Here is a 26,299-nt window from a genome sequence, read left to right as displayed (position 1 = left end):
CGATATACCTGGCATGGAAAAATCACCTTAATTCATAAAAAGAGGTTTTTGTAATAATTTCTGCCGTCAGCAATTTGCCGACTGTATATTGCCGGTTGCCAACTGTACAGTATTCCCCGAAAGTATAGGGAGCAAATGGGGGAGTTTGCCTCAATTTATTGAGAAGTTGCCCCGCTGCTACCATTCGGTTTCGTTCTCCGGAACAATATCAATTTTTGGAATACTCTTGCCATGCAGCGTATCATGGGTTTCCGGTTTTTGAATATTAGACGCAACAGGCACTTTCCTCTCCACCTGTTCCAGAAGATGTTTTACGGAACTATCCATCTTTCTTAAAAACGAGTTAGGATAAATGCCTATCCAGAATATTAGCAGCACAATGGGAATCATTACCGCCAATTCACGGCTGCTCACATCCTTCAACGTCTTATTCTCCTCATGGGTAATATTATGAAACATAACCCTTTGAAACATCCAGAGCATGTATACAGCGGCAAGGATTATTCCGGAAGTAGCAATTGATGCGTATAAAATGCGTGATTTAAACACCCCCATCAAGATAAGAAATTCGCCGACAAAACCGTTTAAACCGGGAAGGCCTATTGAAGAAAATGTAACAATCATAAACAGGACGGCAAAAACGGGGATTTGTTTCGTCAATCCCCCATAGTCAGAGATTAAACGCGTGTGCCTCCTATCATAAAGCATCCCGACAATAAGAAACAGAGCGCCTGTGCTCAGTCCATGATTTATCATCTGCGTAATGCCGCCTTCAATGCCCTGAATATTAAAGGCAAATATGCCGAGCATAACAAACCCCAAATGGCTTACGCTGGAATATGCGACAAGTTTTTTAAGGTCGTCCTGTACCATTGCAACCAGCGCCCCGTAGATAATGCCGACGATGGCCATCCATGAAATCACCGGGATAAACGAGTGGCTTACCTCCGGGAAGAGTGGCAGGCAAAATCTGATAAACCCATACGTGCCCATTTTTAGTAAAACACCCGCCAGGATTACGCTCCCGGCAGTCGGGGCTTCGACATGGGCGTCCGGCAGCCATGTATGCAATGGAAACATTGGCACTTTGATGGCAAAGGCCAGGAAAAATGCCAAAAACAGCCAGAACTGAACGGCATAGGAAATATCCAGCCGGTAAAATTCCAGCAGGTTAAACGTATATTCTCCCGTTGCTCTATAATTCAGGAAAAACAGTCCGATTATTGCCAGCAGCATAAATACGCTGCCTGCCATTGTGTAGACAAAAAACTTTATTGCGGCATAAATCCTTCTCTGCCCGCCCCAGATACCAATAATGAGATACATGGGTATCAGCATAAGTTCCCAGAACACATAAAATAAAAATACGTCCAAAGAAACAAAAACCCCGACCATACCCGTCTCAAGAACCAGCATGGCGATCATGTATTCCTTCACGTTACGTTTTACATTCCATGACGCCAAAATGGCAATGGGAGTAATAAAGGTCGTCAAAAGCACCATGAAAAGACTGATCCCATCGATGCCAAGATGGTAAGAAACGCCAAATGAAGGTATCCATCGCAATTTCTCGACAAATTGCATATCATACGTGTTCGCATCAAAGAGAAAATACAATGGTACAGAAATCAGAAATGCCACTATAGAGACAAGAAGGGATGTTACCCTTATCAACTCTTTATGCCGGGAATCGAGTGAAAGGATTAAGACAACCCCAACAATCGGAAGAAAAGTAATTAATGTAAGAATTGGCAAATTCATTTGAATGTTCCGGTAATATTATATAAATCCTTATTAGACTTGTTCATCATAAATATTCTTTATTGGAGCAATACGTCCTACTCTTTTATCCTGTCTAAACCCTCATAGACCTTATTTATTTTTTCAAAACTGTCTTTTATTCATTAGATTGTTACCTGGCAACTACTCTCTCCTGCAGCTTTTGAGTGCCGCAGAATAGTGGTCAGGTAGAGCAAATTATTAGTCCCCTTATTCTGCATTTAATTTCTTCAATATCTTTTTTGCTAATGGTTCCTTAATTTCATTGTGGCGGGGGACTGCCTCGATAACACCGTTTTTCGGGTTGATCCAAATGGAATGAGACTTACCCTCTCGCTTTAAATAACAACCGGCAATTCGCAATCTCCGCTCCAAATCACGTCGTTTCATCCAATCAATATCTTTTCTTGTATTGCATCTTCGGGTAACCCGCGAAGAATGTCCTGCCTGCGGTCTTCCAGAATCAATTCAATAGCTTCTCGCAGGTTATTTTTCGCTTCCGCTACTGTTTCACCTTGCCCATTCGCACCAGCCACCTCTGGACAAATAGCCCAATATCCGCCTTCAGGCGCCGGTTCAATAATTGCCGTGAACTCAGCTTTCATAATTCCCCTCCTTTTGCAGCATCTTTGCCCATGTAAAAAGATATCACCAAATTGCATTATAATATCTTCTCGAAATTTATTATAGCTTCATCACTAAGTTTATCCCATTCTTCAATTTCTCTCTGAAATCCAAAATCTAATTCTCTTTGCTGAATGATGGATTCTTTAAATATACGAATTATCTTCATAAGGTTATTTATTTGCTCATCCGCGAGACCGTTGAGTTCGTTTAATATTTCCTCTTTATACTTTAATTCTGATTTCATCTTCCACCTCTTTGACATTAGGAAAGAATGCGGTTGCTTCTGATATAATTTTGTAAGGGCACGAACAAACAAGCTTGTCCATACCACCCCCGTCCTGCAAAGCTGAAACCTATAAACATCATGTATTAAACCCGCAAAAATTAATCATCAATCGAGTTTAAAAATTCTTTTACCGTTATCCCTGCCTTTGCGATTAAGCTTCGTAACGTACCACGGGCGACTTCGTTGTGATTGGGAACCGATAACGAAGCTATATGCCCTTTCTTTGTCGGGACAATATGGCTGCCTCGCTGACGAACAACTTCCCAACCAAACTTCTCAAAAATCTTCACAACATCCCATGGTCTTAATATAGGTACAATAGACACTAAACAGATACCTCGACCTGGCGAATAGCCACAGTCGAAGGCATTCCCTTTTCAGCGCGCGCCTCTAAACACTCCTTAATAGCCTCTTGAATATTTTTTTCTGCCTCTTGTTCGGTTTTGCCTTGACTCACACAGCCAGGAATAGATGGACATTCAGCAATGAACATTCCCTCTTCATCCCGGAATATCGTAATAAAGAATTTCATAATTTACTTTCCTCCGGGCGAATAACGGTCAATGACTTAATCACACGTGTCCTGGCACGAAATTGTTGCCACAAACCTCATTTATTTAACAACGTCGTCAGTATGAGAATGAAAACACACCCAACCACAATATAAAATGCATAATTACGCACATACCCTGTTTGAAAGAGGCGAAAGACATTGCTTATCCCGACGAAGAAACGTGCAATTCCGTTTACAGAACCGTCAATCACCATTGCATCAACCCGCTTCCATAACTGAACAGAGATCTTTTTCACAGGGTTGACAAATACGGCGTTATATATTTCGTCAACATAATATTTGTTCAACAAGACTTTATAAGGCAACGCAAAACGTTCTGCCAGTTTCCCGGGAAGTTTCTGTCTTTTCACATACATTTGATATGCAAGCCAAATACCACCGACAGCAATAAGGGTTGAGACCACCATCATAAGATAGGGAAGCCCCCCGCCGTGATGTCCGCCTGCTTCAGAGCCGTGCATTTCCCCATGACCATGTCCTCCGAACACTGGAGATAGGAAATGATTCAAGGCGTTTGCGCCGGGTATCCCTAAAAAACCGCCTATTATGGAAAGGCCTGCCAGTATTATTAAAGGAGTCGTCATGTTCCGGGGAGATTCGTGCAAATGTTCTTTCACATGAGGGTCAACACGTGATTCCCCATGAAACGTCATAAACAACAGGCGAAATATATAAAAAGCCGTTAGAAATGCCGCAACGGCGCCTATTGACCAGTAAATAACATTTCCACGTACAAACGCCTCCAACAAAATTTCATCCTTGCTGAAAAATCCCGCAAAAGGCGGAATGCCGGCAATAGCCACCGTGCCTATTAAAAACGTTTTATAGGTAACCGGAATATGATTTTTTAATCCACCCATTTTTCTCATATCCTGTTCGCCGGACATGGCATGAATGACACTTCCCGAACCAAGAAACAATAATGCCTTAAAAAACGCATGCGTCATAAGGTGAAAAACGCCTGCCGTAAACGCCCCCACACCACAGGCAAGAAACATATAACCTAACTGACTGATCGTTGAATACGCCAAAACACGTTTGATATCGTTTTGCATGAGTCCGATTGAAGCAGCAAACAACGCCGTGGCAGCCCCTATACAGGCAACCACCGTCATGGTAAAAGGGGACAACATATAGAGGACATTACACCTTGCAATCATATAAACACCTGCCGTAACCATCGTAGCGGCATGTATAAGGGCGCTCACCGGAGTAGGGCCTTCCATTGCATCCGGCAGCCATGTATACAGAGGTATCTGCGCAGATTTTCCCGCCGCACCCATAAACAAGAGGAGTGTAATTAATGTTATCGTTATATTCCCTATGGCAAATTTTCCGTGAGACGCCTCACTGAAAACCTCCGTAAAATCAATGCTGTGAAACGTCAGAAAGATGAGCATAATGCCCAACGCAAAGCCAAAATCCCCTACGCGGTTAACGACAAATGCCTTTTTCGCTGCATCAGAAGCGGACTTCTTTTCAAACCAAAAACCTATAAGCAGGTAAGAGCATAACCCAACAGCCTCCCAACCAACAAACATGAGGAGGAAATTGTTGCTCAGAACAAGCAATAGCATCGAAAATGTAAATAAATTAAGGTAACTGAGATAGCGGTGATATCCTTTGTCTTCATGCATGTACCCTATCGAATAGATGTGAATCAGGAATCCAACCCCGGTCACAATAAGAATCATCAGGGCGGACAAAGGGTCTACCTGAAATCCGGCTGCCGCATTGAATGATCCGGATTGAATCCAACTGAACAGGTGTTTTTCAAAAAGACGTTCTTCCGGCGGTAAGGAAAGAAGTCCGCAGAAAACAAGTATGGAAATGAAAAAGGACAGGCCTATCGCCCCGCAGGCAATATACCCTACCGATTCTTTACGCAATCGTCTGCCGAAAAACCCGTTAATTGCGGAACCAATTAAGGGAAATAATAAAATGAATGCAACCAGATTAAGCATAGGCCCCCTACCACTTCATGATATTCATGTCATCGACATTAACGGTTTCTTTGTTCCTGAATATGGCAATAATTATGGCCAAACCAACCGTTGCTTCCGCAGCGGCAACCGTCATGGAAAAAAATACAAACATCTGCCCTTCCATAGAGTGCAGATAATGGGCAAATGCCACAAACGACAGATTTACCGCATTCAACATAAGCTCTATGCACATAAAGATTATGATTGCGTTTCTCCTGATAAGTACTCCTACAACCCCGATTGAAAACAATATAGCGCTCAAAATCAAATAGTGCGTCAGCGTAATCATATCACTGTTTCCTTTTAGCTAATATAATAGCCCCAATAACGGCCACAAATAATAAAACAGAGGTCATTTCAAACGGCAGAAGGTAATCGGTAAATAATAGTTTGCCAACTAATTGTGTATGCCCTATGCTTTCGACCTTTGCGGAAGTATAAATCCCCTCCCGCCCCTGGAACAGCTTTGATTTGATAGTCAACCCCATAATAATAAGCAATACGAAACCCATAACCATTGCTGGTATTCGCTGAAAAGGCAGGCCATCTTTCTGCTTTTGGTCATTGTTCGTCATTAATAACATGATGACAAAGAGGAAGAGCACCATAATCGCCCCTGTATATACGATTATCTGCACTGCGGCAATAAACTGCGCCTCAAGCAAAACATACAGCACCGCTATATTCAAAAAGGAAAAAACCAGATATAAAGCGCAGTATATAGGGTTTTTCTCAAATATAAGATAGAGCGCCGCAACTACAGAAGTTGCCGCCATTACATAAAATAAATATGGTTCCATTATAGTTTAATTACCATGCTATGATTTTCTTTTTCTGGCAGATTCCAGTAATTTTTCTTTATCTAAAACGCCGCTATTCTTGTCCGTGGCGAGTTCAAAAACGTCCCCGAGGAGAATTGCCCTTTCAGGGCATGCCTCCTCGCAAAAACCGCAAAATATACACCGGAAAGAATCCAGTTCATACATCGACGGATATCTTCTGAATTGTTCATCCTCTGCACCTTCTATGGAAATGCACTGAGAGGGGCATACTTTGGCGCACAGTCCGCACGCAACACATTTTTCGCGCCCATCTTCCCCGATTTGCAGTTCCGGCAATCCCCTGAATCTTTTGGCAAGCCTTGGCCTCGCATCAGGATAGCTCTCGGTGGCACACGTAAACGGATTCAAAAACCGTTTTAACGTAAGTAATAGACCTTTCACTAACGGTAAAATCATAGTCCTCGAATAACCATGATAAGTCCTGTTACTAAAATATTAAACAATGAAAGCGGCAGCAGAAATTTCCAACCAAAATGCATCAACTGGTCATAACGAAGCCTAGGGAATGTTGCCCTCAGCCAGATAAAACCAAAAAGGCAGAAGGACAATTTCAGCATAAACCATACAACGCCAGGCAAAAACGGCCCATGCCAGCCGCCGAGAAAAAATGTTACTGCAATGGCAGACACTGTTATCATATTTGCGTATTCCGCCATAAAAAACATGGAAAACTTCATGCTGCTGTATTCCGTATGGTAACCGGCAACAAGCTCCGTCTCTGCTTCCGGGATATCAAACGGACACCGGTTTACCTCTGCTATAGCGCTTATTGTATAGATGAGAAAACCTAACGGCTGCCAAACAAGATTCCACATTTTCGATTGGGCATTCACAATATCCACCATACTCAACGATCCGGTCATCATGATAACCCCAATGAGAGAAAGGCCAATGGTCAACTCATAACTTATCATCTGTGCAGAGGAACGTATACCCCCTAACAACGAATATTTATTATTCGATGACCAGCCTGCCATAACAATGCCATAAATACCCATTGAAGAAACCGCTAAAATATAAAGGATTCCCACATTGATATCGGTAATGACCATATCTATACGATGGCCAAAGATATTGATTGCATCTCCAAAGGGAATAACGGCAAACGTACACAGCGCGGGGATCAAAGTCATTACCGGCGCCAGCACAAAAAGTATTTTTTCCGCCTTCGCGGGAATAATATCTTCTTTAAACAAAAGCTTTATGCCGTCTGCAATAGGCTGCAGTATACCATGGAATCCTACGCGCATCGGGCCTAGACGCACCTGCATGTGCGCCAATATCTTTCGTTCAAACCAGATCATTGAGACAATCATTAATTGCACTACATTAAATACAATGAAAATCTTAACTGATGCAACAATGATAAAAATGAGTAATTCTTTATCCACCGGAAACCTCTTCCCTCACCATTCTTTGTCCGCAACACTCTAATATTCCCGTTGTTTCAGCAACAACATTTATCTTTTGTCCGCATATCCCGCATAGAAAGTGCGTACCATCCTTAGGCTTTGGATATGCAGACGTCCAGACAGACATCATATCATTCTTCCCAACCGGAGTCATTTCCTTGCCGCAACATACAAGCACCCCAAAACCTTCTTCAATTACTACGACCTTTTGCTTGCATATCTCGCAGAAAAACGTTTGTCCTTTTTTTGCCATGTATAAAACCTCAATAATGCACTTAAATCCGGATTATCGCGGGTTCACGTTGTAAACCCGTACCAGTTGATTAATCTTTTATTTTAAACAATTGTTTTATCTTAGATATTATTTTGGATTTATAGGAATTATCCAGTGACCCAAGTTTTTTTATTACTCTCTGTTTTGAAAGTGTTGCCAATTTGTCTATTCGAATAACAGATGGGAATAATAAACCCACATTCTTCCAATCGTCTATTGCTATATCATAGGAGCCTCTTTGTTCCATGCTGGTTACCTTTGCTATCACAACGTATTTCACATCTGTTTGCGCTAAAACTACCACAGGTCTTTTGGTTTCTCCTGTTCCTTCACTATAAGGAAATTTTAATAGTAATATCTCCCCAAAATTATAATTTGTCGTAAGCGGCATCCTTTTCCGAATATCCTTTCATAAAATCTGCCGCAACTGCGTCTTCCCATATCTTATCTTCAATATCATCCAAAAAAACAATGATAACCTTCTTATCCGTTTTATAAGGGATTTTTTCCAATATTTTTCCGTCGTGACAAATTCCCTGTATAGCTATAATACTCATAAAAATTTACCCCCAAAATTTGATGGTTTCATAACGGGTTGTAACTTGAACCCCCACCTTTTATTTTGTTGATTCCGCCATCAAATGTACCTGGCACTATTATCCCAATAAACCCATGGGTTCGCCCCCGAACAAGCATCCTGACAAATATCCTTTAAACACCTTTCTTCATTTATATCCGCCAATTGTGGAATATCATCAAAAGCCAGAGTTTTAATCCTCGCATAATAAGGGGAGCCTTAAAGCGCTTTCAAATCTTTTATAAAACCCGGCAAATACTCTGTCTTCATTATTTTTCAAGTTCTTTTAATGCATCTTCAAGATTCAGAGGCACTTCATTTTTAACCTCATTCATCGCCCGTGCTAATCCCTCATACCTAATCAGAAGCAGTATATATCTTTACAGGTGTATACGCCTGACAGACCAACATATTAACGCAAGTATCCGCATAAGCATCAGAAACAAAGACGATACCTGGAGGTGATTTCCTTGTCACCTTTATTTTCAGTTTTAGTTTTCCCACCCGCGATTCAACCATAACCATATCGCCATTTTTAATGTGCATATCTTTTGCGTCTTTTTCGTTTATTTCTACACAACATTCAGGGGCAACCGAAACCAATGCCCTTGATCTTGCTGAATAAGCGCCATGGTGATTCAGACTTGCACCTGTCATTACGATGAAAGGAAATTCTTTTTCTCCATTCACTTTCAGGGATTTACCCTGAATAGCAAAAAACGTGCAGGTATTTGATTCTTTTTTTTCAGGAAACGATGAAGGCCAGTGAAATTCTTTTCGTTTCAACCTATCGTAACTTAATGAGGAATAAACAGGCGCTGCCTTTTTTATTTCATCCATAATTTCCGTTACATTCGCATAGGGGAAAGCATGTCCCATCTTTTCTGATACGCCGCGGATAATTTCCCAATCGGCCTTCGACTCACCCACAGGAGAAACCGCCCTGTTTGATCGCTGCGTGATCAATCCCATAGTGGTATAAGTCCCTTCTTTTTCGGCAAATGTAGCAGAGGGGAAGATCACATCCGCCTGTTTTGCGGTTTCCGTCATAAATGAATCCTGAACGACAATAAATTCCATATTCTTAAAACTATCTCTTATCTCTTTTCCGTTCGGATACTCTGCGACAGGGTCTGCGCCCATTACGTAAAGCGATTTTATGCTCCCAATTTTTGCAGCGTCAATCAGATTTAAGGGTTTTTTTGATAAAAGATCTTCAGAAAATCTTATGCCCCACAATTTTTCAATGCTCTCCTTATTCGATGCATCGTTTATATCAAGATAACCGGGCAATGATTCCGGAACGACTCCCATATCGTTTACCCCCTGCGAATTATTATGATATCTTGCACAGAAAAGAGAAACCCTGCCAGGATGAATTTCACTACGATTAGAAATATCAATCAATGTGCAAAGGTCTAACAGCGTTTTTATGGTATCTGCACCCAGCGGGTCTTCAATAACGTCTTTGCCGTAAACAATGCAACAGTTACCCGGTTTCGTCAGCAATCCGGCAGCGTTGCGTATCATTTCCGGCGAAACTCCCGTCAATCGTTCAACATCAGTTAAACTAAGATTTTCTACCGATAAACGTAAATCGCTAAGATTACTTGCCGAAGACTCTAACTTTTTAACATCAACAAGTTTATCCTCAATAATGACTTTGATTATTGCGTTGAGCAATACATGCTGACTTCCCAAAGAATAGGTTAATCGCGCTTCATTTGGGGCGGTATTTTCAAAAATGATAGTGCGCGGATTGGCGATCACCACATTTGCGTTATTCAATTTTATTGCCTTCCTTGCCATGCATCCTATGACAGGGAGTACTTCGGTAATATCAACACCAAAAAAGAACAGGGCACCGGCATTTTCAATTTCCTTCAATGGGGCGGCCGCAAACCCGCTTTCAACCGATTTATATAAAACGCTATTTAAGAATGGCGCCCTCATATTTGCTATGTTGTCAATACAATTTGTCCTAAGCGCCGTTCTGCAAAATTTCTGAAAAAGATAATTTTCTTCGTTGGTACATTTTTCAGAACCGATACCGCCTATCGCATTGCTGCCATGTTTTTCAATGATTCGTCCAAGCGTCTCCGACACAAACCCAATCGCCTCTTCCCACCGGACCGCCTGAAATTCACCGTTCTTTTTTATCAATGGGGTGGTTATTCGTTCCGGAGAATGAATAAATTCATGCCCAAACCTTCCCTTTACGCAAAGATTTCCCTCATTTATCCCCAGTTTATCATCGGACAGCACGCGCCTGACGCTTCCATTTTTTGTATTTAAAACAATTGTGCAGCCAACGGAACAATAGGGGCAAATTGTCTGAAAACTCTCGAATTCCCACGACCTGCCGCTGAACTTCAGCGTTCTGTCCTGCCAAGCGCCTGTCGGGCACACCGCAAGACACCCTCCGCAAAAACTGCAATCCAATGGCCTGTCAAAGGCGGTTCCAATAACCGTTCTGAACCCGCGGTTCTGGAAGTCTATGGCGCCAACACCCTCTATTTCCTTGCAGACATTTACACACCGGCCACACAAAACGCACCGGTTTCTGTTTAATTCCAAAACCGGATTATCCCGAATTACGGGAACAGACATCCTTGCCGTCTTGAATCTCCCCTGAGGGGATTCCAGATCATGGGCAATATTTTGCAGTCCGCATTCTCCGGATTTATTACAGGTGGGGCAGGCAAGTTCATGATGAGCAAGCAGGTATTCCATTACCGCTTTTCTATGGCGATTCACTTCTGCGGTATTTACTTTTACGCACATCCCCTCGGATACCGGATGTGCACAGGCAAAGCGGCGTCTTGTTTGATTCCTTTCAGTAACTTCAACATAACAAAGCCTGCATCCGCCAAACTGGGATAGTTTTGGATGGTAGCACAGGCCTGGAATATAAATATTATTGTCCAATGCCGCCTGAAAAATATTTGTGCCTTCAGGCGCTACGATTGATTTATCATCTATTGTCAGATGGATAATTTTCATTTTATTGCCGTAAAATTACATTTTTCGTAACACACATTACATTTAATACACTTTGCCTTATCAATAAAAGCAACTTCCGTCTTGCTGCCACTGATTGCGTTGACAGGACAATTACGTATGCAGGCCTGGCATTTGGTGCATTTATCGGGGATAACCTCATACCTGTACAACGCCGTACATGTGGCGGTGGGACAAATTTTGTCTCTGATATGGGCGATATATTCGTCTTTAAAATACCGCAAAGTGGACTTGATTGGATTGGGCGCTGATTGCCCAAGTCCGCAAAGGGACATGGTCTTCACCTCTCCGCACATCTCTTCAAGCATTGCAATATCGCCCTCTTCACCCATTCCCTGGGTAATCCGCGTAAGTATATCAAGCATAAGGGTAGTGCCTATTCTGCATGGAGGACATTTTCCGCATGATTCCCGCGCGCAAAAATCCATAAAAAAGCGCGCCATTTCCACCATACAGGTACCGTCATCCACCACTACAAAACTACCGGAACCCATCATTGCGCCAATTTCCAATAATGATTCGTAGTCGATAGGAAAATCCAGCAATGATTCAGGCAAACAACCTCCGGAAGGTCCTCCAATCTGAACGGCTTTGAACCGTCTTTTCCTGGGAATCCCCCCTCCTATATCAAATACGATTTGCCGGATAGTTGTGCCCATGGGAACTTCTACAAGGCCCGGATGTTTTATTTTCCCCGTTAATGAAAATATCTTCGTACCTTTGCTTTTGTCTGTTCCCATCTGAGCATACCAACCTGCCCCCTTATTCATTATAAGAGGGACATTCGCAAAGGTTTCCACATTATTTAACACAGTTGGCTTATCCCACAATCCCGCCTCTACAGATTGAGGGGGCCTTGTGCGCGGCATTCCCCGCTTGCCTTCTATTGAATATTGTAATGCCGTGGACTCTCCGCAGACAAAAGCGCCTGCGCCTTCTTTTATGTAAATATTTAAGTTGTATCCGCTGCCCAGAATATTCTCGCCCAAAAACCCATATTTTTTTGCCTGTTCAATGGTATGTTTAATCCTTCTAACCGCCAGAGGATATTCTGCACGGATATATATGTAACCGCTAGTTGCGCTAATGGCGTATCCGCCAATAATCATGCCCTCCAGGACTGCGTGCGGGTCACCCTCCAGCAGGCTTCTGTCCATAAATGCACCAGGGTCGCCCTCGTCAGCATTACAAATAACAAACTTTTCATCGGAAGAATATTTTGCACACGACGCCCACTTATTGCCGGTAGAAAACCCACCGCCCCCTCTTCCTCTCAAACCTGACTTAGATACTTCCTCAATCACCTGCTCCGGACTCATTGTATTGAGTATTTTTTTAAGGGCTTCATACCCGCCACGGGCAATATATTCCTCAATGCTATCAGGGTCAATGTAGCCGCAATTCCTTAAAATCTGCTTGCGCTGCGGTCTATTAATGATCAGTTCATCAAAAAAAGGAACTGATGGATAAGGCTCCTCATGCCCCTCTTCCGCAACCATTTGAGACAATACATGGTTTTTGACAATTTCCCCTTTTCTTATGTGTTCCTCCAATAACAGAGGCACGGTCTGCGGTTTCACATTTTTATACGTTACCCTGGTACGGCCGGGGATTATTATATCAACAAGCACTTCATAGGAACATAAACCAATACACCCTGTATGGACAATATCCGCCTGAATCTGTTGTTTGGCAAGTTCGCTTTCGATACTTTTTAATACCCCCCTCGCGCCAGCGCCAATGCCGCATGTTCCCATGCCAACCATTATCCTGGCCCTGGCGGGCGTTGCCTCCACTTTTGAACCTTCAGACCTTTCGTCAAGAACCATTTAGCAGAAACTCCTTAATCCTTTATCTCGTCTATTATATCCCCAACGGTATTATGAGACAGTTGTCCATAAACATCTTCATCCACCATTATAACCGGCGCAAGCGAACAGGCGCCCAAACAAGCCACCTCTTCGAGGGTAAACATTGTATCTTTTGTTGTCTCCCCTACTGGAATGTCTAGTTTTTTGCCCAGTTTTTCAATAATTTGCTTTGCGCCTTTTACATGACATGCAGTTCCGCTGCATGCCTTAATGATATGCCTGCCGCGTGGTCTCATATGAAACTGGGCGTAAAACGTCGCAACACCGATTATCTCATTCACGCTGATATTCAATCTTTCCGAAACAAAATCAACAACCTTCTCCGGCAAATAACCATATCCCGTCTGTATAGCCTGCAAGATGGGAATGAGCGAACCCCTGCCGTGTTTATACTTTTCGAGAATATCTTCTGCCTTTGAAAGATATAGTTCTTCATTCTCAGCGGATTGTATGTTTGTTTCAGCCATTTTTGTTTTTAACGGTCAATTTCACCCAAAACTATATCTAAACTCCCGATTACGGCAACGACGTCGGGCAGCATCTTTCCTTCCACCATTTTAGGCAACGCCTCAAGATTTACAAAAGACGGCGGCCTGATTTTTAAACGATAGGGACGGTTCGAACCGTCGCTGACGATATAAAATCCCAATTCCCCTTTCGGGGCTTCCACACATGAATAGACTTCGCCTTTTGGCGGGCAAATGCCATCGGTAATTAATTTAAAATGGTGAATCATAGCCTCCATATTTGTTTCCACCGCCTCTTTTGCCGGCAATGCAACACACGGGGCATGGGTAATGTGATCTCCCTTCGGAAGAATATCCAAGGCCTGTTTAACAATGTTGTTGCTTTGAATCATTTCCTCAATACGCACACGGTATCTGTCGTACACATCGCCATGCACTCCCAGCGGAACGCTAAAATCATATTTGTCATAACCGGAATAAGGTTCTGCCTTTCTTACATCCCAGTTCACCCCTGAACCTCTTAAACTCGGCCCGCTCAACCCGTAATCAATAGCATCTTCCGGGGAAATATAACCAACGCCAATTGTGCGTTTTTTCCAAATCGGATTATCTTTTAAAAGTGTTTCATATTCCATCAGTTTTGAAGGAAATTCATTTACAAACTTTTCAACGCTTTTCAGGAAACCCCCGGGCAGGTCGCGCGCAACACCACCAATCCGTATATAGGAAAGATTCATTCTCGAACCGGAAACCATCTCGAAGATATCGTAAAGCGTTTCCCGTTCGCGGAAACAATAAAAGAAAACCGTCATTGCCCCTAAATCAAGGGCATGCGTAGCCAGCCACAATAAATGGGAAGATATTCTTGTAAGTTCGCAAAGCATAACCCTTATATGCTGCGCCCTTTCGGGAATTTCAACGCCAATTAATTTTTCAACGGCAAGCGCATACGCTAAATTATTTGAGAAAGGCGCCACGTAATCCAGGCGGTCGGTAAGGGGAATGAATTGATGATATGTCTTGTATTCTGCAAGTTTCTCCACGCCCCTGTGCAGAAATCCGATATCAGGCGTCACCTTTGTAATGGTTTCGCCATCCATCTCGAGTATTAACCGGAGCACGCCATGGGTACTCGGATGCTGGGGTCCCATGTTGATGGACATCATATGAGTGGTTTTTGCGGAAGTAGCCGTAGTCACGCTTCATCCTTTCTGTAGATAGCTCTCAGGCTCGCAGGCTGTCTTCCATCTATGGGATAATCTTTCCGCAATGGATGGCCTTCAAAATCTTCCGGCATAAGTATTTTCCGCAGATCGGGGTGACCCTGAAACTGAATGCCAAACATATCATAGGTTTCTCTTTCATGCCAGTTTGCCGTTTTCCAGACAGGTGTGACGGTTGAAAGGATTGGATCATCAGATGGAACGGGAACTTTCAGGCGCACGCGGTGTTTTTTCTGGAGGGAATACAGGTGGTACACCACCTCGAAAATGCCGTCTGTATCCCTTTTATCAACACCGCATAAATCGGACAAATAATTACACTCAAGCTCCTCGTTTTTCTTAAAAAACTCAGCTACCTGCATAATGTGTTCTTTTTTTATAACAAACGTCAATTCCCCGCGAAATTCATAACAATCGGTTACCGTTTCGGGAAAATTGGACTTCACTAATATGATGATTGAATCATTATTCATTGCTGCATACTTTGAAATATTTTTTCACAGCGATTCTTTCTCGATTTTCTTCTGTATTTCCATGATAGCATGAATCAACGCCTCGGGTCTCGGCGGACAACCCGGAAGATAAATATCCACCGGTATTACTTGTTCAAGTCCCTGTACAACGCTGTACGTATTAAATACCCCCCCGGAAACAGCACAAGCGCCCATCGCAACAACCCATTTAGGCTCAGGCATTTGTTCGTATATCTTCCTCGCCACGGAGGCCATCTTATAGGTAAGCGTACCCGCAACAATCATCAAATCTGACTGCCGTGGAGAAAATCGAAACACTTCGGCGCCGAAACGCGCAAGGTCGTGACGCGGCGCTACAACGGCCATCATCTCTATTGCACAACACGCCAAGCCAAAAGGCATTGGCCAAAGAGAGGATTTTCTTGCCCAATTTACCATTGTTGTCAAGGTGGTAGTCAGAATATTATCACCCAGATGGCTCTCTATTCCCATTCCAATCCCCCCCTTTTCCAAATGTATAAATAACAAATGAGCAATATGCCAATAAATATTACCATTTCAATGAATCCAAAAAGCTTTAATGACTTAAAGGCAACTGCCCATGGATACATAAAGATAACCTCTATATCAAATACAACAAAAAGCATTGCAATCAGATAAAACTTTACTGAAAAACGTTCGTGCGCGGACCCCACCGGCTCAACGCCGCATTCGTAAGGAGTAAGTTTTTCTTCGGATGGTTTCTTCCTGCCAAGGATCTCCGAAACCCCAACATTTGTAAGGGCAAAACCCAAGGCTATGAAAAATAGGATTAAGATAGGCAGGTATTGTATCATTTGACCGTGATTATAGAATTATTTATGAAAAAGTCAAAAAGTTTTAGCGAAAGTTAAACAGTGAGAAATAATACCTTCCCACAAAGAAATGAGTCATAGTATAATCATCTAAAATTAATTTATCAAGGGCATAAAACACAAAATCACTAAAATATTTAGCAATACTTAACAAATCAGGTTTAAATTTTTTAGGGAAACCTTAAAAAGCATTATAAAACAAAAAAATTAAAGAGAAATATAGGAGCATCGGGTAAAATGTAATATTCCTGTTCAATAGGCAAACATGTGCGCATTAAAAATAATCGAACCCTTGTGAAACTTTTTCTGTATTGAAAATGTTCCCTTATTTATGTAAACATAAGGATACTTAAGTTTTTAATTCTATCCCAACAGAAAGTTTTCCTATAATGCTTATGAGTAGTTACAAATCCAGCCTGGCTATTCTTATAGTTTTCATATCCCTATATTGTACCAACATGTTAGGTATGCCGGTATTGGAAGCGAAGCACTTGGAACCCTCCAACGACTCACAACCAATTCATGCCGATACTCAAAAAGAAAGTGATTCTTTAGCGGCAGAAGAAAATGGAACACAAACTACTATAGGGGACAATAAACCAATTCAAACTCCTGTCATAGAAGACCCGCCCCCTACAACGGTTGATATGGGGGATATCAGCATCCAGACACCGGATAGCAATACCGATGTTATCATAACAGGAAAAGAAGTACCTTATACTTCTAAACAAGAAGAAAATAAGCATCCACAAGAAATAGCACACCCCGATGAAGATGGTCCGCCGATTGTTCCCGCAGAAGAGGCGCTTTCGGGTACCACAGAGCAAGAGCATATCCTGGCTACGCCAACGCCGATTCTATCTGTTACACCCACGGGCTATGGGCAATCTTTGATTGAAGAAGAAAAGGAAATCCACACACCATCGCCAGATGGAGAATTATCTCAGGCGATTCCTATTGAGATAGGAACTCCCCATGTAACAAAAGAGCATACTGAAGATGAATCATCAATAGAAGAGATTCCGCCACAGCATACTATTACTACAGAGAGTATCAGAGATGCCGATGTTCCCGCAGAAGAGGCGACTTCGGTCAACACAGCACAAGATAATATCCTTGCTACACCAACGCCGATTCTATCTGTTACACCCACTGGCACCGGGCAATCTTTGATTGAGGAAGAAATGGAAATCCCCCACACACCATTGCCAGATGGAGAATTATCACAGGTTATTCCGATTGAAAAGGAAACCCCTCATGAAGGAGAAGATCATCCTGGAGATGAATCGCCAATAGAGGAGGTGGAGTCGCAGCATGCTAAAATTACAGCGACTCCGGGAGATACTGAAGAAAAAGGTGTCCTCTCCGTCATGCCTGTTCCAACGCCGGAATATGCTGCTGCATCCGTTGATGCGGAAGAATCACTGGTTCCAATAGAAAAGGATAAGCCGTCACATGATGGAGAAAGCGGATTACCGCCAACTAACTCCGTGGAGTTGTTGCCGTTTGCGCCTATTGAAGGTTTTTCCAGGAAAAAGGAAGGCATAGACACTGAACTGCCGATAAAGGATGCCGGTGATTCAACAACAGGAAGAGCTTCAGAAGAACACCGCATAGACCCTGTGAAAGAAGATGGAGTTTCAACGCCTGCCTGGGATATATTGCATAAAGATCCAACCCATGGTGTGATCCTTGCCGTCGCCATAATACTTATTGCCGCCAAGATAGGAGAATTGCTGGCAAAAAGCGTGAAGTTGCCTTCGGTAGTGGGGAATCTATTGGCAGGAGTAGTGCTAGGTAATATATACATCTTTACCGGCGGGGATTTTTTTGATTTTCTCAAGACAATGCCCTTTTTAAAGATGATATCCTATTTTGGAACGTTGATACTTCTCTTTACCGCAGGGCTTCATACCGATATCAGGATGTTATTACGTGCAGGGGCTTCCTCTTTTCTGGTGAGCCTGGGCGGTATAATCGCCCCTGCCGGATTGGGACTTGTGGTGGGACACTTTTTCCTTCCTGACGCCTCAAATGGCACGAAGATGCTTTTAGCAATTATTATGTGCAATACAGGAATGGGATTATTAACCGCGGTTTTAGGCGAATTAAAGGTTATAAACACCCTCGAAGGAAGGATACTCATTGGCGCCGCCGTTATTACGGAGATCGTGGTTATTTTATCCTTCGGCCTCGTTAGCGGATTTGTTGTTCGCGAAGGGCACTCCCTCATGCATATTTTAGTCAGCGTGTGTATAGCAATTTCTTTCCTTATCATTGCGTTAATAATTATATTGAGATATAGCGAAAAATTTGGCAGTTTTTTAACGAAAAGAGCTGCCGCGGGCCTGAATATTCCTATTGTAGTAGTTTTGCTCCTCTTGTTAGCATTCATGACAGGCACAATTGGACTTCATACAGTAATAGGGGCATTTATTGCAGGATTATTCCTGCGCAATGTAAAATTAAGGTATTCCGACGACGACGAATATCGTACGGTTGAATCTTTTATAAAGCCATTTTATAAGATTATAGTGCCAATACTTTTTGTTAAAGTGGGGGCGCAGGTAGATCTAATGAGTTTTTTACATATAAATACAGCGCTCCTTGGGCTTGCTATAACGGGCGCCGCTATTGCAGGAAAGATGTTTTGCAGCGTTTGCCCGATTGAGCGCGGAGTAAATCGTTTGACCATAGGCATAGGTATGGCGATAAAGATGGAAGGGACTCTAATCCTTGCAGGAATAGGCAGAGATATGGGAATATTCAATAGCACAGTATTTTCCTCTGCTATTATGGTAATCGTGTTTACATCTATCATATGTCCTTATTTTTTAAGGGCATTCCTGCAGAAGAAGGGCGACGCCCAGGACGTCATCCCTGTTGTGAAAGCAGAAAAGGAATTAGAAGGGACAGTGTTAAACTGAATACGCAGGAGTAAAAATGATTCACTACCAGAACATCCTTTGTCCCGTTGATTATTCAAATTGTTCCATGAATGCGCTTGCATATGCAGCAAAATTGGCAATAAGGGACACTGCCAGGCTTTATCTTATTTATGTAAAGGAAGAGCATACCTCTGATTATGGCGGGCTTAAATTTGACGCGGAGTTAAACCGTACTGCGGAAACGGATGCAGAGATAGAACAGAAATTGCTGGGCAGTATTCCTGAAGAAATAAGGTGCTGTATAAATATTGAAACATTAATACGGGCGGGTACTCCTTTCGAAGAGATTTTAAAAGCAGCCCGCAATATGGGGACAGACCTTATAGTCATTGGCACTCACGGCCGTACGGGCATTTCCCATATGTTTATTGGCAGTGTGGCAGAGAAGGTGATAAGAAATGCCCCTTGTCCAGTCTTGTGCATAAGGGGGTAAGGCAGTCGGCAATCTACAGTCGGCAAATTGCAGATTGCAGATTGAGGATTGAGGATTGAGGATTGAGGATTGAGGATTGGATTATTTTGAGTATACATTTAGATTCTACCGGATAACCTCGAAATATCGCGGCAAGCATTTCTACAGGCTTCTTCAAAATGCAACACAAATAGAACCAACAACGTTTGACAAAATAGTTAAGCAAAGGAATTGATAAATGTTAACGGAACTTTTACGATTACAGGGAAAGACCACAAAGAAGATTATAGGGCTTATGTCCGGAACCTCCGTTGACGGAATAGATACCTGCCTTGCTGAAATTTCAGGAAATGGGGTAAGCACCAGAGTAAACGTCCTTGCCTTTGCCACGTATCCTTATCCCGACAGCATTCGCAATGCTGTCCTGGAAGCGAGCAACCCTTCTTCCGGTACGGTTGAAAAAATCTGCCGGTTAAACTTCACCCTTGGAAAACTCTTTGCGGAAGCGGTAAAGAACATTGCAAATGCATCCGGCATTTCTCTCTTTGATATTGATCTTGTCGGGTCTCACGGACAAACTATTTATCATATACCTTGTTTGTCTTCAGATTCCCTTGTACATGGCAACATGCTGCCTGCTGGCATTGCCCCTGCCGGCTCAACCCTTCAAATCGGAGAACCTTCCATAATCGCCCAGGAAACGGGCATTACCACCGTGGCGGATTTTCGACCCAGAGACATAGCAGCCGGAGGCCATGGGGCGCCCCTTGTGCCATATGCGGATTTTATTCTTTTCAGGGATAAAGAAAAAGGACGCTCATTGCAAAATATCGGGGGAATCGCAAACGTTACGTTTTTGCCGAAAGACTGCAATATCAACGAGGTAATCGCCTTTGACACCGGACCCGGCAATATGATCATTGACAGAATAACAGAACGTATTACAAACAATGCTGCGCACTTTGACAAGGACGGGATGTTGGCTGCGCAGGGGCAGATAAACAGGGAACTCCTGTTGAATCTGCAAAAACATTCTTTCCTGTCAAAGCCGCCTCCAAAAACTACCGGACGCGAGGAATTTGGCGTCTGGTACACAGATATGATTTACAACGATGCCGTGAAGGCAGGCATAAACAACATGGATATTCTTGCAACCGTTACATGGTTTACCGCATACTCGATTGCGGAAGGCTATAAACAATGGATATTAAACAGGCATAGTATCTCGGAGGTAATCCTTTCAGGAGGTGGTTGCCATAACAAAACGCTCTTAAAATGTATTAAACAAAACCTTGACCCTTCTATCAGGATATATCCAATAGACATGTTTGGCATTACCTCTGATTCCAAAGAAGCCCTCGCCTTTGCCATCCTTGCAAACGAAACGATATCGGGAAACGCCAACAATGTTCCTAATGCAACGGGGGCAAGGGAACAGGTAGTTCTGGGGAAAATTATCCCCGGGAGACGCCGATAACCGGTTCGGGCGTCCCCGATGTTAAAACATTTTAACGGGATCACGGACGTTGGCCTCCTTGTCCATGTTTTGCGGATAATCCTCTTTCATGATAGCAAATATGCGCAAAAAACTTAAAACAGCTATGAATACTCAACATTATAATCACTACTCAAGGTGCGACCCCATTCCCCTCCTACATTTTACCATCTTATTTATTATATTTCGCATTTTCTTAATTTCTCCCTAAACCCCTTTTCGCGTTCACTTAATACTATTTTGTTAAACTCATTGATTTCGTCCAGCCATTTTAATTTTTCCTCTGTGGATAATTTCATATATTCCATTATTTTTTCATCTTCAAGCGTATACATAAATCCCTTATCCATTCTCTTCCTCCAGATATTTCCTTACTTTCCTGAGCATTGCAATATCACTTAAATCCTGACTTCTTCCGCTAAATTCTTTCATCTTTATTATATCATCTATTGACGCCAGATAAATGTTTATATCCATTGCCTTTTTGATTGTTCTGTTTATAAACGATTTTTCGAAATCCAATGGATGAACAAGCACAATATCAACAACCTTATAATTATCTTTTTTATGATAGAAACTAAAAGCCTTAAGGTTTTTAGTTTCTATCCAGTCTTTTACATTCCTGGGGTTTGCAAGGTCTTCGGGGTTTATGGGCAGGCGAGGAATATAGCCTTATTTTTTCAATAGGGAGGTTATCTTAAGAATATTTTCTTTACTCATAGCAATAACGATGTCTATGTCCTGGGTTACCCGTGGAGCACCATAGAGGTTGACGGACAATCCGCCCACGATGAGATATCTGACATCTCTCTTATACAATCCTTCCAGTATCTCAAAATAATACATATTCTTTCCTTCCGATTTACTTCAAAACCAAACATTTTCTGCAAGGCGGCACATGGCATTACTTCCATGAAATATTTATACAGTATGCTCTGTTTATTCCCCTTCTTCCCCTTTTCCCCTCCACAATCTCAACCTCCTCCGGTGCCTGCCTGTGCGTGGTACGCACGCAGACAGGTGAGGTCGTAGAGTTTGTAGACCATCTGGCCAACCCCGTTAGACGGTAAACATCTGGTATTACTCTGGCATTCCAAATCGTGAACATGTCTGCAAGCATCCTCGCTCAGCCAAGCATATTGGCTTGCTTCGTTAGATAACAAACATGCCTGTCTAACGGGGCTTGCTTGTCCTTGTTTTGCAAGTAATACTCGTCTTTCTTGATAGAAAAGATTCGCCCTTGAACCTTTCCCTTCAAATATAACTTGTCAGTTTGAATGATTCTTCCCTTTGATCACTCCCCGAGTTCGCCGCGGAAGGTTTTGGCAAGGAAGGATTGAGTGGGATATAAGCATTCTATCAATTTATATTATTTATTAAAACTTTGTATTCGGTAAGCTTCTGATTGGTTACTTTTGACCATTTTAGCGCTGAAAACATCTTTTGTTCATTTCGATATTTCTGCATCGTTTTATTAAACTGTTCCACATTATCCGATGGAATAATTGTGCCGCCTATTACCATAAAGCGATTTTTCGACTGCCTGCTTTAGTCACAATAGATATGATAAATCAATCCTATTTATTTCCCCTCCACAAGCACAATCTCCTCCGATCTGACGTGCAGTCGTAAAGTGTGTAAACCATTTGGTCTACCCCGTTAGATAGTAAACATCTAATTAGGTCGATGTGTTTTTCCAAATTGCGGACTTTGATGTGCTTGTCCATGTTTTTGCCTGTTTGCCGTATACAGGCAGACAAGTAATGCCCTTTCATGCAACCCCACGACCCCAACAACATGTTTCCTTGAGGATAGCAAAAATGCACTATTAAGCTCGTCCCTTCAGATATAATTTGTCAATTTGAAAGATTCGACCCTTTACCTCTTTCGACCTCATTCCCGACCGTAAGGAAACAAAACGGCTGTCATTGTAACTCCAAATACCTTATTCTTTCTATCATCTCTTCAGGAGATGGCAGGTATTTTTTTAGTTCACGAGGCAGTTTTTCTGTCAATCTGTAAGTAGATACGCCTATCGGCTTTTTCGTATCCTTCAATGCATACTCGACGATGGTACGGCTTTTGTCTTTGCACAATATGATGCCGATAGAAGGATTTTCCTCCGGAAGTTTTGCTCTGTCATTAAGAGCAGAAAGATAAAACTGCATCTTGCCGGCATATTCTGGCTTGAAAGCGCCTATTTTTATCTCTATTGCAACAAGGCACCGCAGTTGCCGGTGATATAACAACAAATCAATAAAAAATTCCTGCCCGTCTATCTCCAGCCGGTACTGATTGCCCACAAAGGCAAAGTAACCGCCCATCTCTATCAGGAATTTTCTTATATTCCCCAGAAGCGTCCGCTCAAGCTCTTTTTCTGAGTGCTCTTCACCAAATTCCAAAAAATCAAAGGAGTATTCATCCTTGACCGCTAGTTTTGCCTGATGCCGATATTTTTCGGGAACGGCTTTATCAAAGTTTGTCTGGTTTGCCATATACCGTTCAAATGCACCTGCCTCAAGCTGATTTATCAAAACATCTTTTGTCCAGCCGAACTTCTTTGTCATCTTGATATAGAATTCGCGCTGAATATCATCCTTACAGCGTTGCATTATGATGACATTTTTAGTCCAGCTAATTTCTCCAACCAATGGTTGGAGTTTTGGATTGTCTTTGTAAGATGAGTAAAGCTGCCGCATATTCCATAGATTTTGAACGGAAAACCCCTGAATACCCGAAAACTCTTTTTGCAGGTCCTTTGCCAGGGTTTCAACAATTGCCTTGCCCCAACCGAGCTTTTCCTGCTTTGCTACTATTGATTTGCCGATGTCCCAATATAAATTTATCAACTCTCTGTTTACATATTTGAGGGCGTCATACTGGGCTTTATATATGCGTTCTTTTATCTCTTTAAAAAATGTCTTATATTCGGCGGTTACTATGGCTGACATTTCATTCACTCCCCTCCACAATGGCAATCTCCCCTGGGGTTAGGTCATAAAGTTTGTAAACCACCGGAATGTTCCGTAATGGAAGTCATTACCGTAAACGTCCTGTGGATCGAGGATGTAGCAGAACTCTTCATTTTCTGATAGGGGCTTTGTCAAATTCATGTTGTGGATTATAGAACCAAAAATTTAAAGGCCTTTCTGGTGAAAATGTGTAAAGATGTTCTCGCTCATTAATACTTACTCCCATTCTGTATTTTTTACATAGTTCATCGAGCGTTTTTAACACCTTAAACTTTGAAAGATCCCCTCTGCTTAATTCGAGTTTTTCTTTTGAAGTTTCGAAAAGTTTCAATTGGCGCTGAAACCTCTCTGTCTCTCTCCAATCTAAAAAAGTTTTTCCTTTTTCAAAAGAATATCGTGCAAATCCTGTAAAAATATCAATGAGTTGAGTTATTGGTTCCTCGTGCGATTTTGCTTCTGAATGGGCATGAAAATGAGGAAAATGATAATTTTTAATCATACCAAAGAGAGTATGTTCAATCTTGTTTTTTTTACTTAAATTTGTATTTTCAAGGTATTCCATTATCTCTCTCCAATCAATAGCACTGTGTTCGTTTGGATAAAAGTCCCAATCTAAAGTATCATGCTTCCAACGTTGTTGTATACATTTTAATATTTTGTAATACATCATTTGAAGATTCTTGTTGTCATCTCGACCTTTGATACTGTGTCTTCTATCTTGCGTATCCCAGGAAAGAACGTCTATGCGAATTTTATTAGCCGCACAGTATTCAACTCCTTTTGATACAAAGTTCTTAGCTGAATCCTCTTTTTCTTTATCACCAGCAATCTTTTTAAATTCTATACACCGCCTACCATGGTTCTTTAAAATGATGTCTAATTCGTCTCTTAATTTATCAATGTTAGTTTTTTCTGCAGATAGTATACCAACAGAGCGAAATCTCTCATGTCCAGATTCATCGCTATAAATTTGATACCTCATATTCATTTATTGCCTGCCTGTATCTTCCACAATTTTCCGTTCTTCCTCTGTTAGTCCGTAAAGTTTATAGACAAGCTGGTCAATCTTATTTTCTAACTCTAATGTATTTGCCACAGAGTTTTCGCGCTTGGCGGCGATGATGCAATCTACCAATTTTGTGATTTGCTCCCGTTGTTGTGGAGTTCCCATATTGATGGGCAATAATCGAATTCTTTGAGGTTTGACTTGTGCAAGTATACGTCCTTTTTCTTGAGATATCTGTTGATAATAAAAAATCATCAGTTTGGAATTTAATAAACCGATAAAGTATTCAAGAAGCTCATGGAATCCACGCTTTACCAAACCAATATTCACAGAATCAATACAATAAAATCCGGCTTTTCTATCAATAGCCGCAATAATTCGATCACCAGTTTGGCGGAATAGAATTTTTGGTTTAATAAATAAGCCTTCGTAGCGACCTCTAAATAGAACATGCCAATCCCGCTTGCCTTGCTTCTTTTCCACACTTTTTTGAATTAGCAATTCTTTGTTCTTGGAAAGATACTGATAGATATTTTTTACCTGCCTTGAATCAAATTCATCAGTGATATAAAGAACATATTCGTGGGTGTGGGGTGGGCAATAAAAGCGGTTAAATTGTCCGCCACGAATGCACTCTTTGAGATATTCCATTTCAAAATGGTTTTCTTTGGCAACTTGTTCAGATATAATATATATTTCGTCGCAACCTGTGCTAATGCCGTTCGCCACATCATCGCAAAATGTTTCAAATGACTCATAACTTGAAGCAAGCCGATTGACCAGTTCTGATATCGCAGCATCGAAAGAAAAAATAGCATTGGGGGCTGAAAGAATATTCCTGTTTGTTGTTTTTGGAAAATTCTCCGTTATAAGCAATTTGGGCAAGTCTTCAAGCGCAGCTTTCCGCAAGTCGGCAACTGGGATTACATAATCATTCTGTTGTACTTTCATAAGGCAGATAACACAAGTTGGCACGATGGCTTCAAACACATCCCCACCAAGATTGATTGCAAAGAGAATTTGTGAATTTTCAAGATAAAACTTTCTAGCTTTTGTCATGTAAATTTGGAACAGTAATTCGTTTGGCAATATGAAACAGATAACACCATTTCACTTTGATTGATTGTATGCTTCTCCCAGAAAGTACAAGAAAGTGTTTCGGATTCTTTCAACAATATGTTCGTGGCGTTTTTTTAGGTAT

General features: G+C 41.9%; 32 protein-coding genes and 1 pseudogene. 4 read left to right on the top strand and 29 right to left on the bottom strand.

The genetic code is table 11. The annotated features are described in order from the left end of the window. Window positions 1-177: 177 nt before the first annotated feature. From ABJL82_RS01945 to ndhC, 22 genes are all read right to left on the bottom strand, one after another. Window positions 178-1,761, bottom strand: a complete 1,584-nt coding sequence (locus tag ABJL82_RS01945) for an NADH-quinone oxidoreductase subunit M (protein ID WP_347273006.1) — start codon at window positions 1,759-1,761, stop codon at window positions 178-180. Between the two features lie 228 nt (window positions 1,762-1,989). Further along, window positions 1,990-2,169, bottom strand: a complete 180-nt coding sequence (locus ABJL82_RS01940) for a type II toxin-antitoxin system HicA family toxin (protein ID WP_347273005.1) — start codon at window positions 2,167-2,169, stop codon at window positions 1,990-1,992. After that, window positions 2,166-2,384, bottom strand: coding sequence for a type II toxin-antitoxin system HicB family antitoxin (locus tag ABJL82_RS01935; protein ID WP_347273004.1), 219 nt, complete (start codon window positions 2,382-2,384; stop codon window positions 2,166-2,168). The genes ABJL82_RS01940 and ABJL82_RS01935 overlap by 4 nt, the downstream gene beginning before the upstream one ends. Window positions 2,385-2,440: 56 nt before the next feature. After that, window positions 2,441-2,668, bottom strand: coding sequence for a hypothetical protein (locus ABJL82_RS01930; protein WP_347273003.1), 228 nt, complete (start codon window positions 2,666-2,668; stop codon window positions 2,441-2,443). Window positions 2,669-2,790: 122 nt separating this feature from the next. Next, entirely contained in the window at window positions 2,791-3,018 is a 228-nt protein-coding gene (locus ABJL82_RS01925) for a type II toxin-antitoxin system HicA family toxin (protein WP_347273001.1), read from the bottom strand. Further along, the gene (locus ABJL82_RS01920) at window positions 3,018-3,224 is read right to left on the bottom strand and encodes a type II toxin-antitoxin system HicB family antitoxin (RefSeq protein ID WP_347273000.1); all 207 of its coding nucleotides are present in this window, start codon (window positions 3,222-3,224) and stop codon (window positions 3,018-3,020) included. Before ABJL82_RS01920 ends, ABJL82_RS01925 begins: the two co-directional genes overlap by 1 nt. A gap of 77 nt (window positions 3,225-3,301) precedes the next feature. Beyond that, complete coding sequence (gene nuoL / locus ABJL82_RS01915) at window positions 3,302-5,230, bottom strand: NADH-quinone oxidoreductase subunit L (protein WP_347272999.1); 1,929 nt, start codon at window positions 5,228-5,230, stop codon at window positions 3,302-3,304. Window positions 5,231-5,237: 7 nt separating this feature from the next. Beyond that, complete coding sequence (gene nuoK / locus ABJL82_RS01910; RefSeq protein WP_347272998.1) at window positions 5,238-5,540, bottom strand: NADH-quinone oxidoreductase subunit NuoK; 303 nt, start codon at window positions 5,538-5,540, stop codon at window positions 5,238-5,240. 1 nt (window position 5,541) lies between these two features. After that, on the bottom strand, window positions 5,542-6,051 hold the full coding sequence (locus ABJL82_RS01905) for an NADH-quinone oxidoreductase subunit J (protein WP_347272997.1): 510 nt from the start codon (window positions 6,049-6,051) through the stop codon (window positions 5,542-5,544). Window positions 6,052-6,069: 18 nt separating this feature from the next. Next, window positions 6,070-6,489, bottom strand: a complete 420-nt coding sequence (locus ABJL82_RS01900; RefSeq protein WP_347272996.1) for an NADH-quinone oxidoreductase subunit I — start codon at window positions 6,487-6,489, stop codon at window positions 6,070-6,072. After that, entirely contained in the window at window positions 6,486-7,484 is a 999-nt protein-coding gene (gene nuoH / locus ABJL82_RS01895; RefSeq protein WP_347272995.1) for an NADH-quinone oxidoreductase subunit NuoH, read from the bottom strand. The genes ABJL82_RS01900 and nuoH overlap by 4 nt, the downstream gene beginning before the upstream one ends. Beyond that, window positions 7,477-7,758: a hypothetical protein gene (locus ABJL82_RS01890; protein WP_347272994.1), complete on the bottom strand. Its 282-nt coding sequence runs from the start codon at window positions 7,756-7,758 to the stop codon at window positions 7,477-7,479. The genes nuoH and ABJL82_RS01890 overlap by 8 nt, the downstream gene beginning before the upstream one ends. 70 nt (window positions 7,759-7,828) lie before the next feature. Next, window positions 7,829-8,170, bottom strand: coding sequence for a type II toxin-antitoxin system PemK/MazF family toxin (locus ABJL82_RS01885; RefSeq protein WP_347272993.1), 342 nt, complete (start codon window positions 8,168-8,170; stop codon window positions 7,829-7,831). After that, window positions 8,148-8,336 (bottom strand): hypothetical protein, encoded by a 189-nt coding sequence (locus ABJL82_RS01880; protein ID WP_347272992.1) that lies wholly within the window; start codon window positions 8,334-8,336, stop codon window positions 8,148-8,150. The genes ABJL82_RS01885 and ABJL82_RS01880 overlap by 23 nt, the downstream gene beginning before the upstream one ends. 289 nt (window positions 8,337-8,625) lie before the next feature. Beyond that, the gene (locus tag ABJL82_RS01875) at window positions 8,626-8,718 is read right to left on the bottom strand and encodes a hypothetical protein (RefSeq protein WP_347273186.1); all 93 of its coding nucleotides are present in this window, start codon (window positions 8,716-8,718) and stop codon (window positions 8,626-8,628) included. Further along, window positions 8,714-11,359: a molybdopterin-dependent oxidoreductase gene (locus ABJL82_RS01870; protein ID WP_347272991.1), complete on the bottom strand. Its 2,646-nt coding sequence runs from the start codon at window positions 11,357-11,359 to the stop codon at window positions 8,714-8,716. Before ABJL82_RS01870 ends, ABJL82_RS01875 begins: the two co-directional genes overlap by 5 nt. Next, window positions 11,356-13,206: an NADH-quinone oxidoreductase subunit NuoF gene (locus tag ABJL82_RS01865; protein WP_347272990.1), complete on the bottom strand. Its 1,851-nt coding sequence runs from the start codon at window positions 13,204-13,206 to the stop codon at window positions 11,356-11,358. Before ABJL82_RS01865 ends, ABJL82_RS01870 begins: the two co-directional genes overlap by 4 nt. Before the next feature lie 14 nt (window positions 13,207-13,220). Further along, window positions 13,221-13,715: an NADH-quinone oxidoreductase subunit NuoE gene (gene nuoE, locus ABJL82_RS01860; RefSeq protein ID WP_347272989.1), complete on the bottom strand. Its 495-nt coding sequence runs from the start codon at window positions 13,713-13,715 to the stop codon at window positions 13,221-13,223. An 8-nt stretch (window positions 13,716-13,723) separates the two neighbouring features. Further along, complete coding sequence (nuoD, locus tag ABJL82_RS01855) at window positions 13,724-14,881, bottom strand: NADH dehydrogenase (quinone) subunit D (protein WP_347273185.1); 1,158 nt, start codon at window positions 14,879-14,881, stop codon at window positions 13,724-13,726. A gap of 29 nt (window positions 14,882-14,910) precedes the next feature. Then, window positions 14,911-15,411, bottom strand: a complete 501-nt coding sequence (locus ABJL82_RS01850) for an NADH-quinone oxidoreductase subunit C (RefSeq protein ID WP_347272988.1) — start codon at window positions 15,409-15,411, stop codon at window positions 14,911-14,913. A gap of 24 nt (window positions 15,412-15,435) precedes the next feature. Continuing rightward, window positions 15,436-15,903: an NADH-quinone oxidoreductase subunit B family protein gene (locus tag ABJL82_RS01845; RefSeq protein ID WP_347272987.1), complete on the bottom strand. Its 468-nt coding sequence runs from the start codon at window positions 15,901-15,903 to the stop codon at window positions 15,436-15,438. Continuing rightward, window positions 15,894-16,247, bottom strand: a complete 354-nt coding sequence (gene ndhC / locus ABJL82_RS01840) for an NADH-quinone oxidoreductase subunit A (protein ID WP_347272986.1) — start codon at window positions 16,245-16,247, stop codon at window positions 15,894-15,896. The genes ABJL82_RS01845 and ndhC overlap by 10 nt, the downstream gene beginning before the upstream one ends. Before the next feature lie 485 nt (window positions 16,248-16,732). Between ndhC and ABJL82_RS01835 the strand changes: the two genes are divergently transcribed. From ABJL82_RS01835 to ABJL82_RS01820, 4 genes and pseudogenes are all read left to right on the top strand, one after another. Continuing rightward, window positions 16,733-19,192 carry a cation:proton antiporter gene (locus ABJL82_RS01835; protein WP_347272985.1) on the top strand — a complete coding sequence of 820 codons (2,460 nt, stop codon included), beginning with the start codon at window positions 16,733-16,735 and terminating at the stop codon, window positions 19,190-19,192. A 16-nt stretch (window positions 19,193-19,208) separates the two neighbouring features. After that, window positions 19,209-19,646 carry a universal stress protein gene (locus ABJL82_RS01830; protein WP_347272984.1) on the top strand — a complete coding sequence of 146 codons (438 nt, stop codon included), beginning with the start codon at window positions 19,209-19,211 and terminating at the stop codon, window positions 19,644-19,646. A 76-nt stretch (window positions 19,647-19,722) separates the two neighbouring features. Beyond that, window positions 19,723-19,860 (top strand): annotated as a pseudogene (locus ABJL82_RS01825) (IS1595 family transposase); the annotation flags it as partial. A 3-nt stretch (window positions 19,861-19,863) separates the two neighbouring features. Continuing rightward, a complete protein-coding gene (locus tag ABJL82_RS01820) occupies window positions 19,864-21,102 on the top strand; it encodes an anhydro-N-acetylmuramic acid kinase (RefSeq protein WP_347272983.1) in 1,239 nt (412 codons plus the stop codon). A 197-nt stretch (window positions 21,103-21,299) separates the two neighbouring features. Here the strand turns inward: ABJL82_RS01820 and ABJL82_RS01815 are convergent, their stop codons facing one another. The 7 genes from ABJL82_RS01815 to ABJL82_RS01785 all read right to left on the bottom strand — a co-directional run bounded on the left by ABJL82_RS01815 (window position 21,300) and on the right by ABJL82_RS01785 (window position 26,157). Beyond that, window positions 21,300-21,470, bottom strand: coding sequence for a hypothetical protein (locus ABJL82_RS01815; RefSeq protein ID WP_347272982.1), 171 nt, complete (start codon window positions 21,468-21,470; stop codon window positions 21,300-21,302). Next, the gene (locus ABJL82_RS01810) at window positions 21,463-21,657 is read right to left on the bottom strand and encodes a hypothetical protein (protein WP_347272981.1); all 195 of its coding nucleotides are present in this window, start codon (window positions 21,655-21,657) and stop codon (window positions 21,463-21,465) included. Before ABJL82_RS01810 ends, ABJL82_RS01815 begins: the two co-directional genes overlap by 8 nt. 135 nt (window positions 21,658-21,792) lie before the next feature. Continuing rightward, on the bottom strand, window positions 21,793-21,966 hold the full coding sequence (locus ABJL82_RS01805) for a hypothetical protein (protein WP_347272980.1): 174 nt from the start codon (window positions 21,964-21,966) through the stop codon (window positions 21,793-21,795). A gap of 513 nt (window positions 21,967-22,479) precedes the next feature. After that, window positions 22,480-22,644 carry a hypothetical protein gene (locus ABJL82_RS01800; protein WP_347272979.1) on the bottom strand — a complete coding sequence of 55 codons (165 nt, stop codon included), beginning with the start codon at window positions 22,642-22,644 and terminating at the stop codon, window positions 22,480-22,482. 401 nt (window positions 22,645-23,045) lie between these two features. Beyond that, window positions 23,046-24,071 carry a PDDEXK nuclease domain-containing protein gene (locus tag ABJL82_RS01795; RefSeq protein WP_347272978.1) on the bottom strand — a complete coding sequence of 342 codons (1,026 nt, stop codon included), beginning with the start codon at window positions 24,069-24,071 and terminating at the stop codon, window positions 23,046-23,048. 130 nt (window positions 24,072-24,201) lie between these two features. After that, entirely contained in the window at window positions 24,202-25,080 is an 879-nt protein-coding gene (locus ABJL82_RS01790; RefSeq protein WP_347272977.1) for a hypothetical protein, read from the bottom strand. Then, a complete protein-coding gene (locus ABJL82_RS01785; RefSeq protein ID WP_347272976.1) occupies window positions 25,081-26,157 on the bottom strand; it encodes a TaqI-like C-terminal specificity domain-containing protein in 1,077 nt (358 codons plus the stop codon). Window positions 26,158-26,299 lie beyond the last annotated feature (142 nt).

The organism is Candidatus Kuenenia sp., assembly GCF_039794105.1.
GTDB lineage: Bacteria > Planctomycetota > Brocadiia > Brocadiales > Brocadiaceae > Kuenenia.
This window is presented reverse-complemented; position numbering and strand designations above follow the sequence as displayed.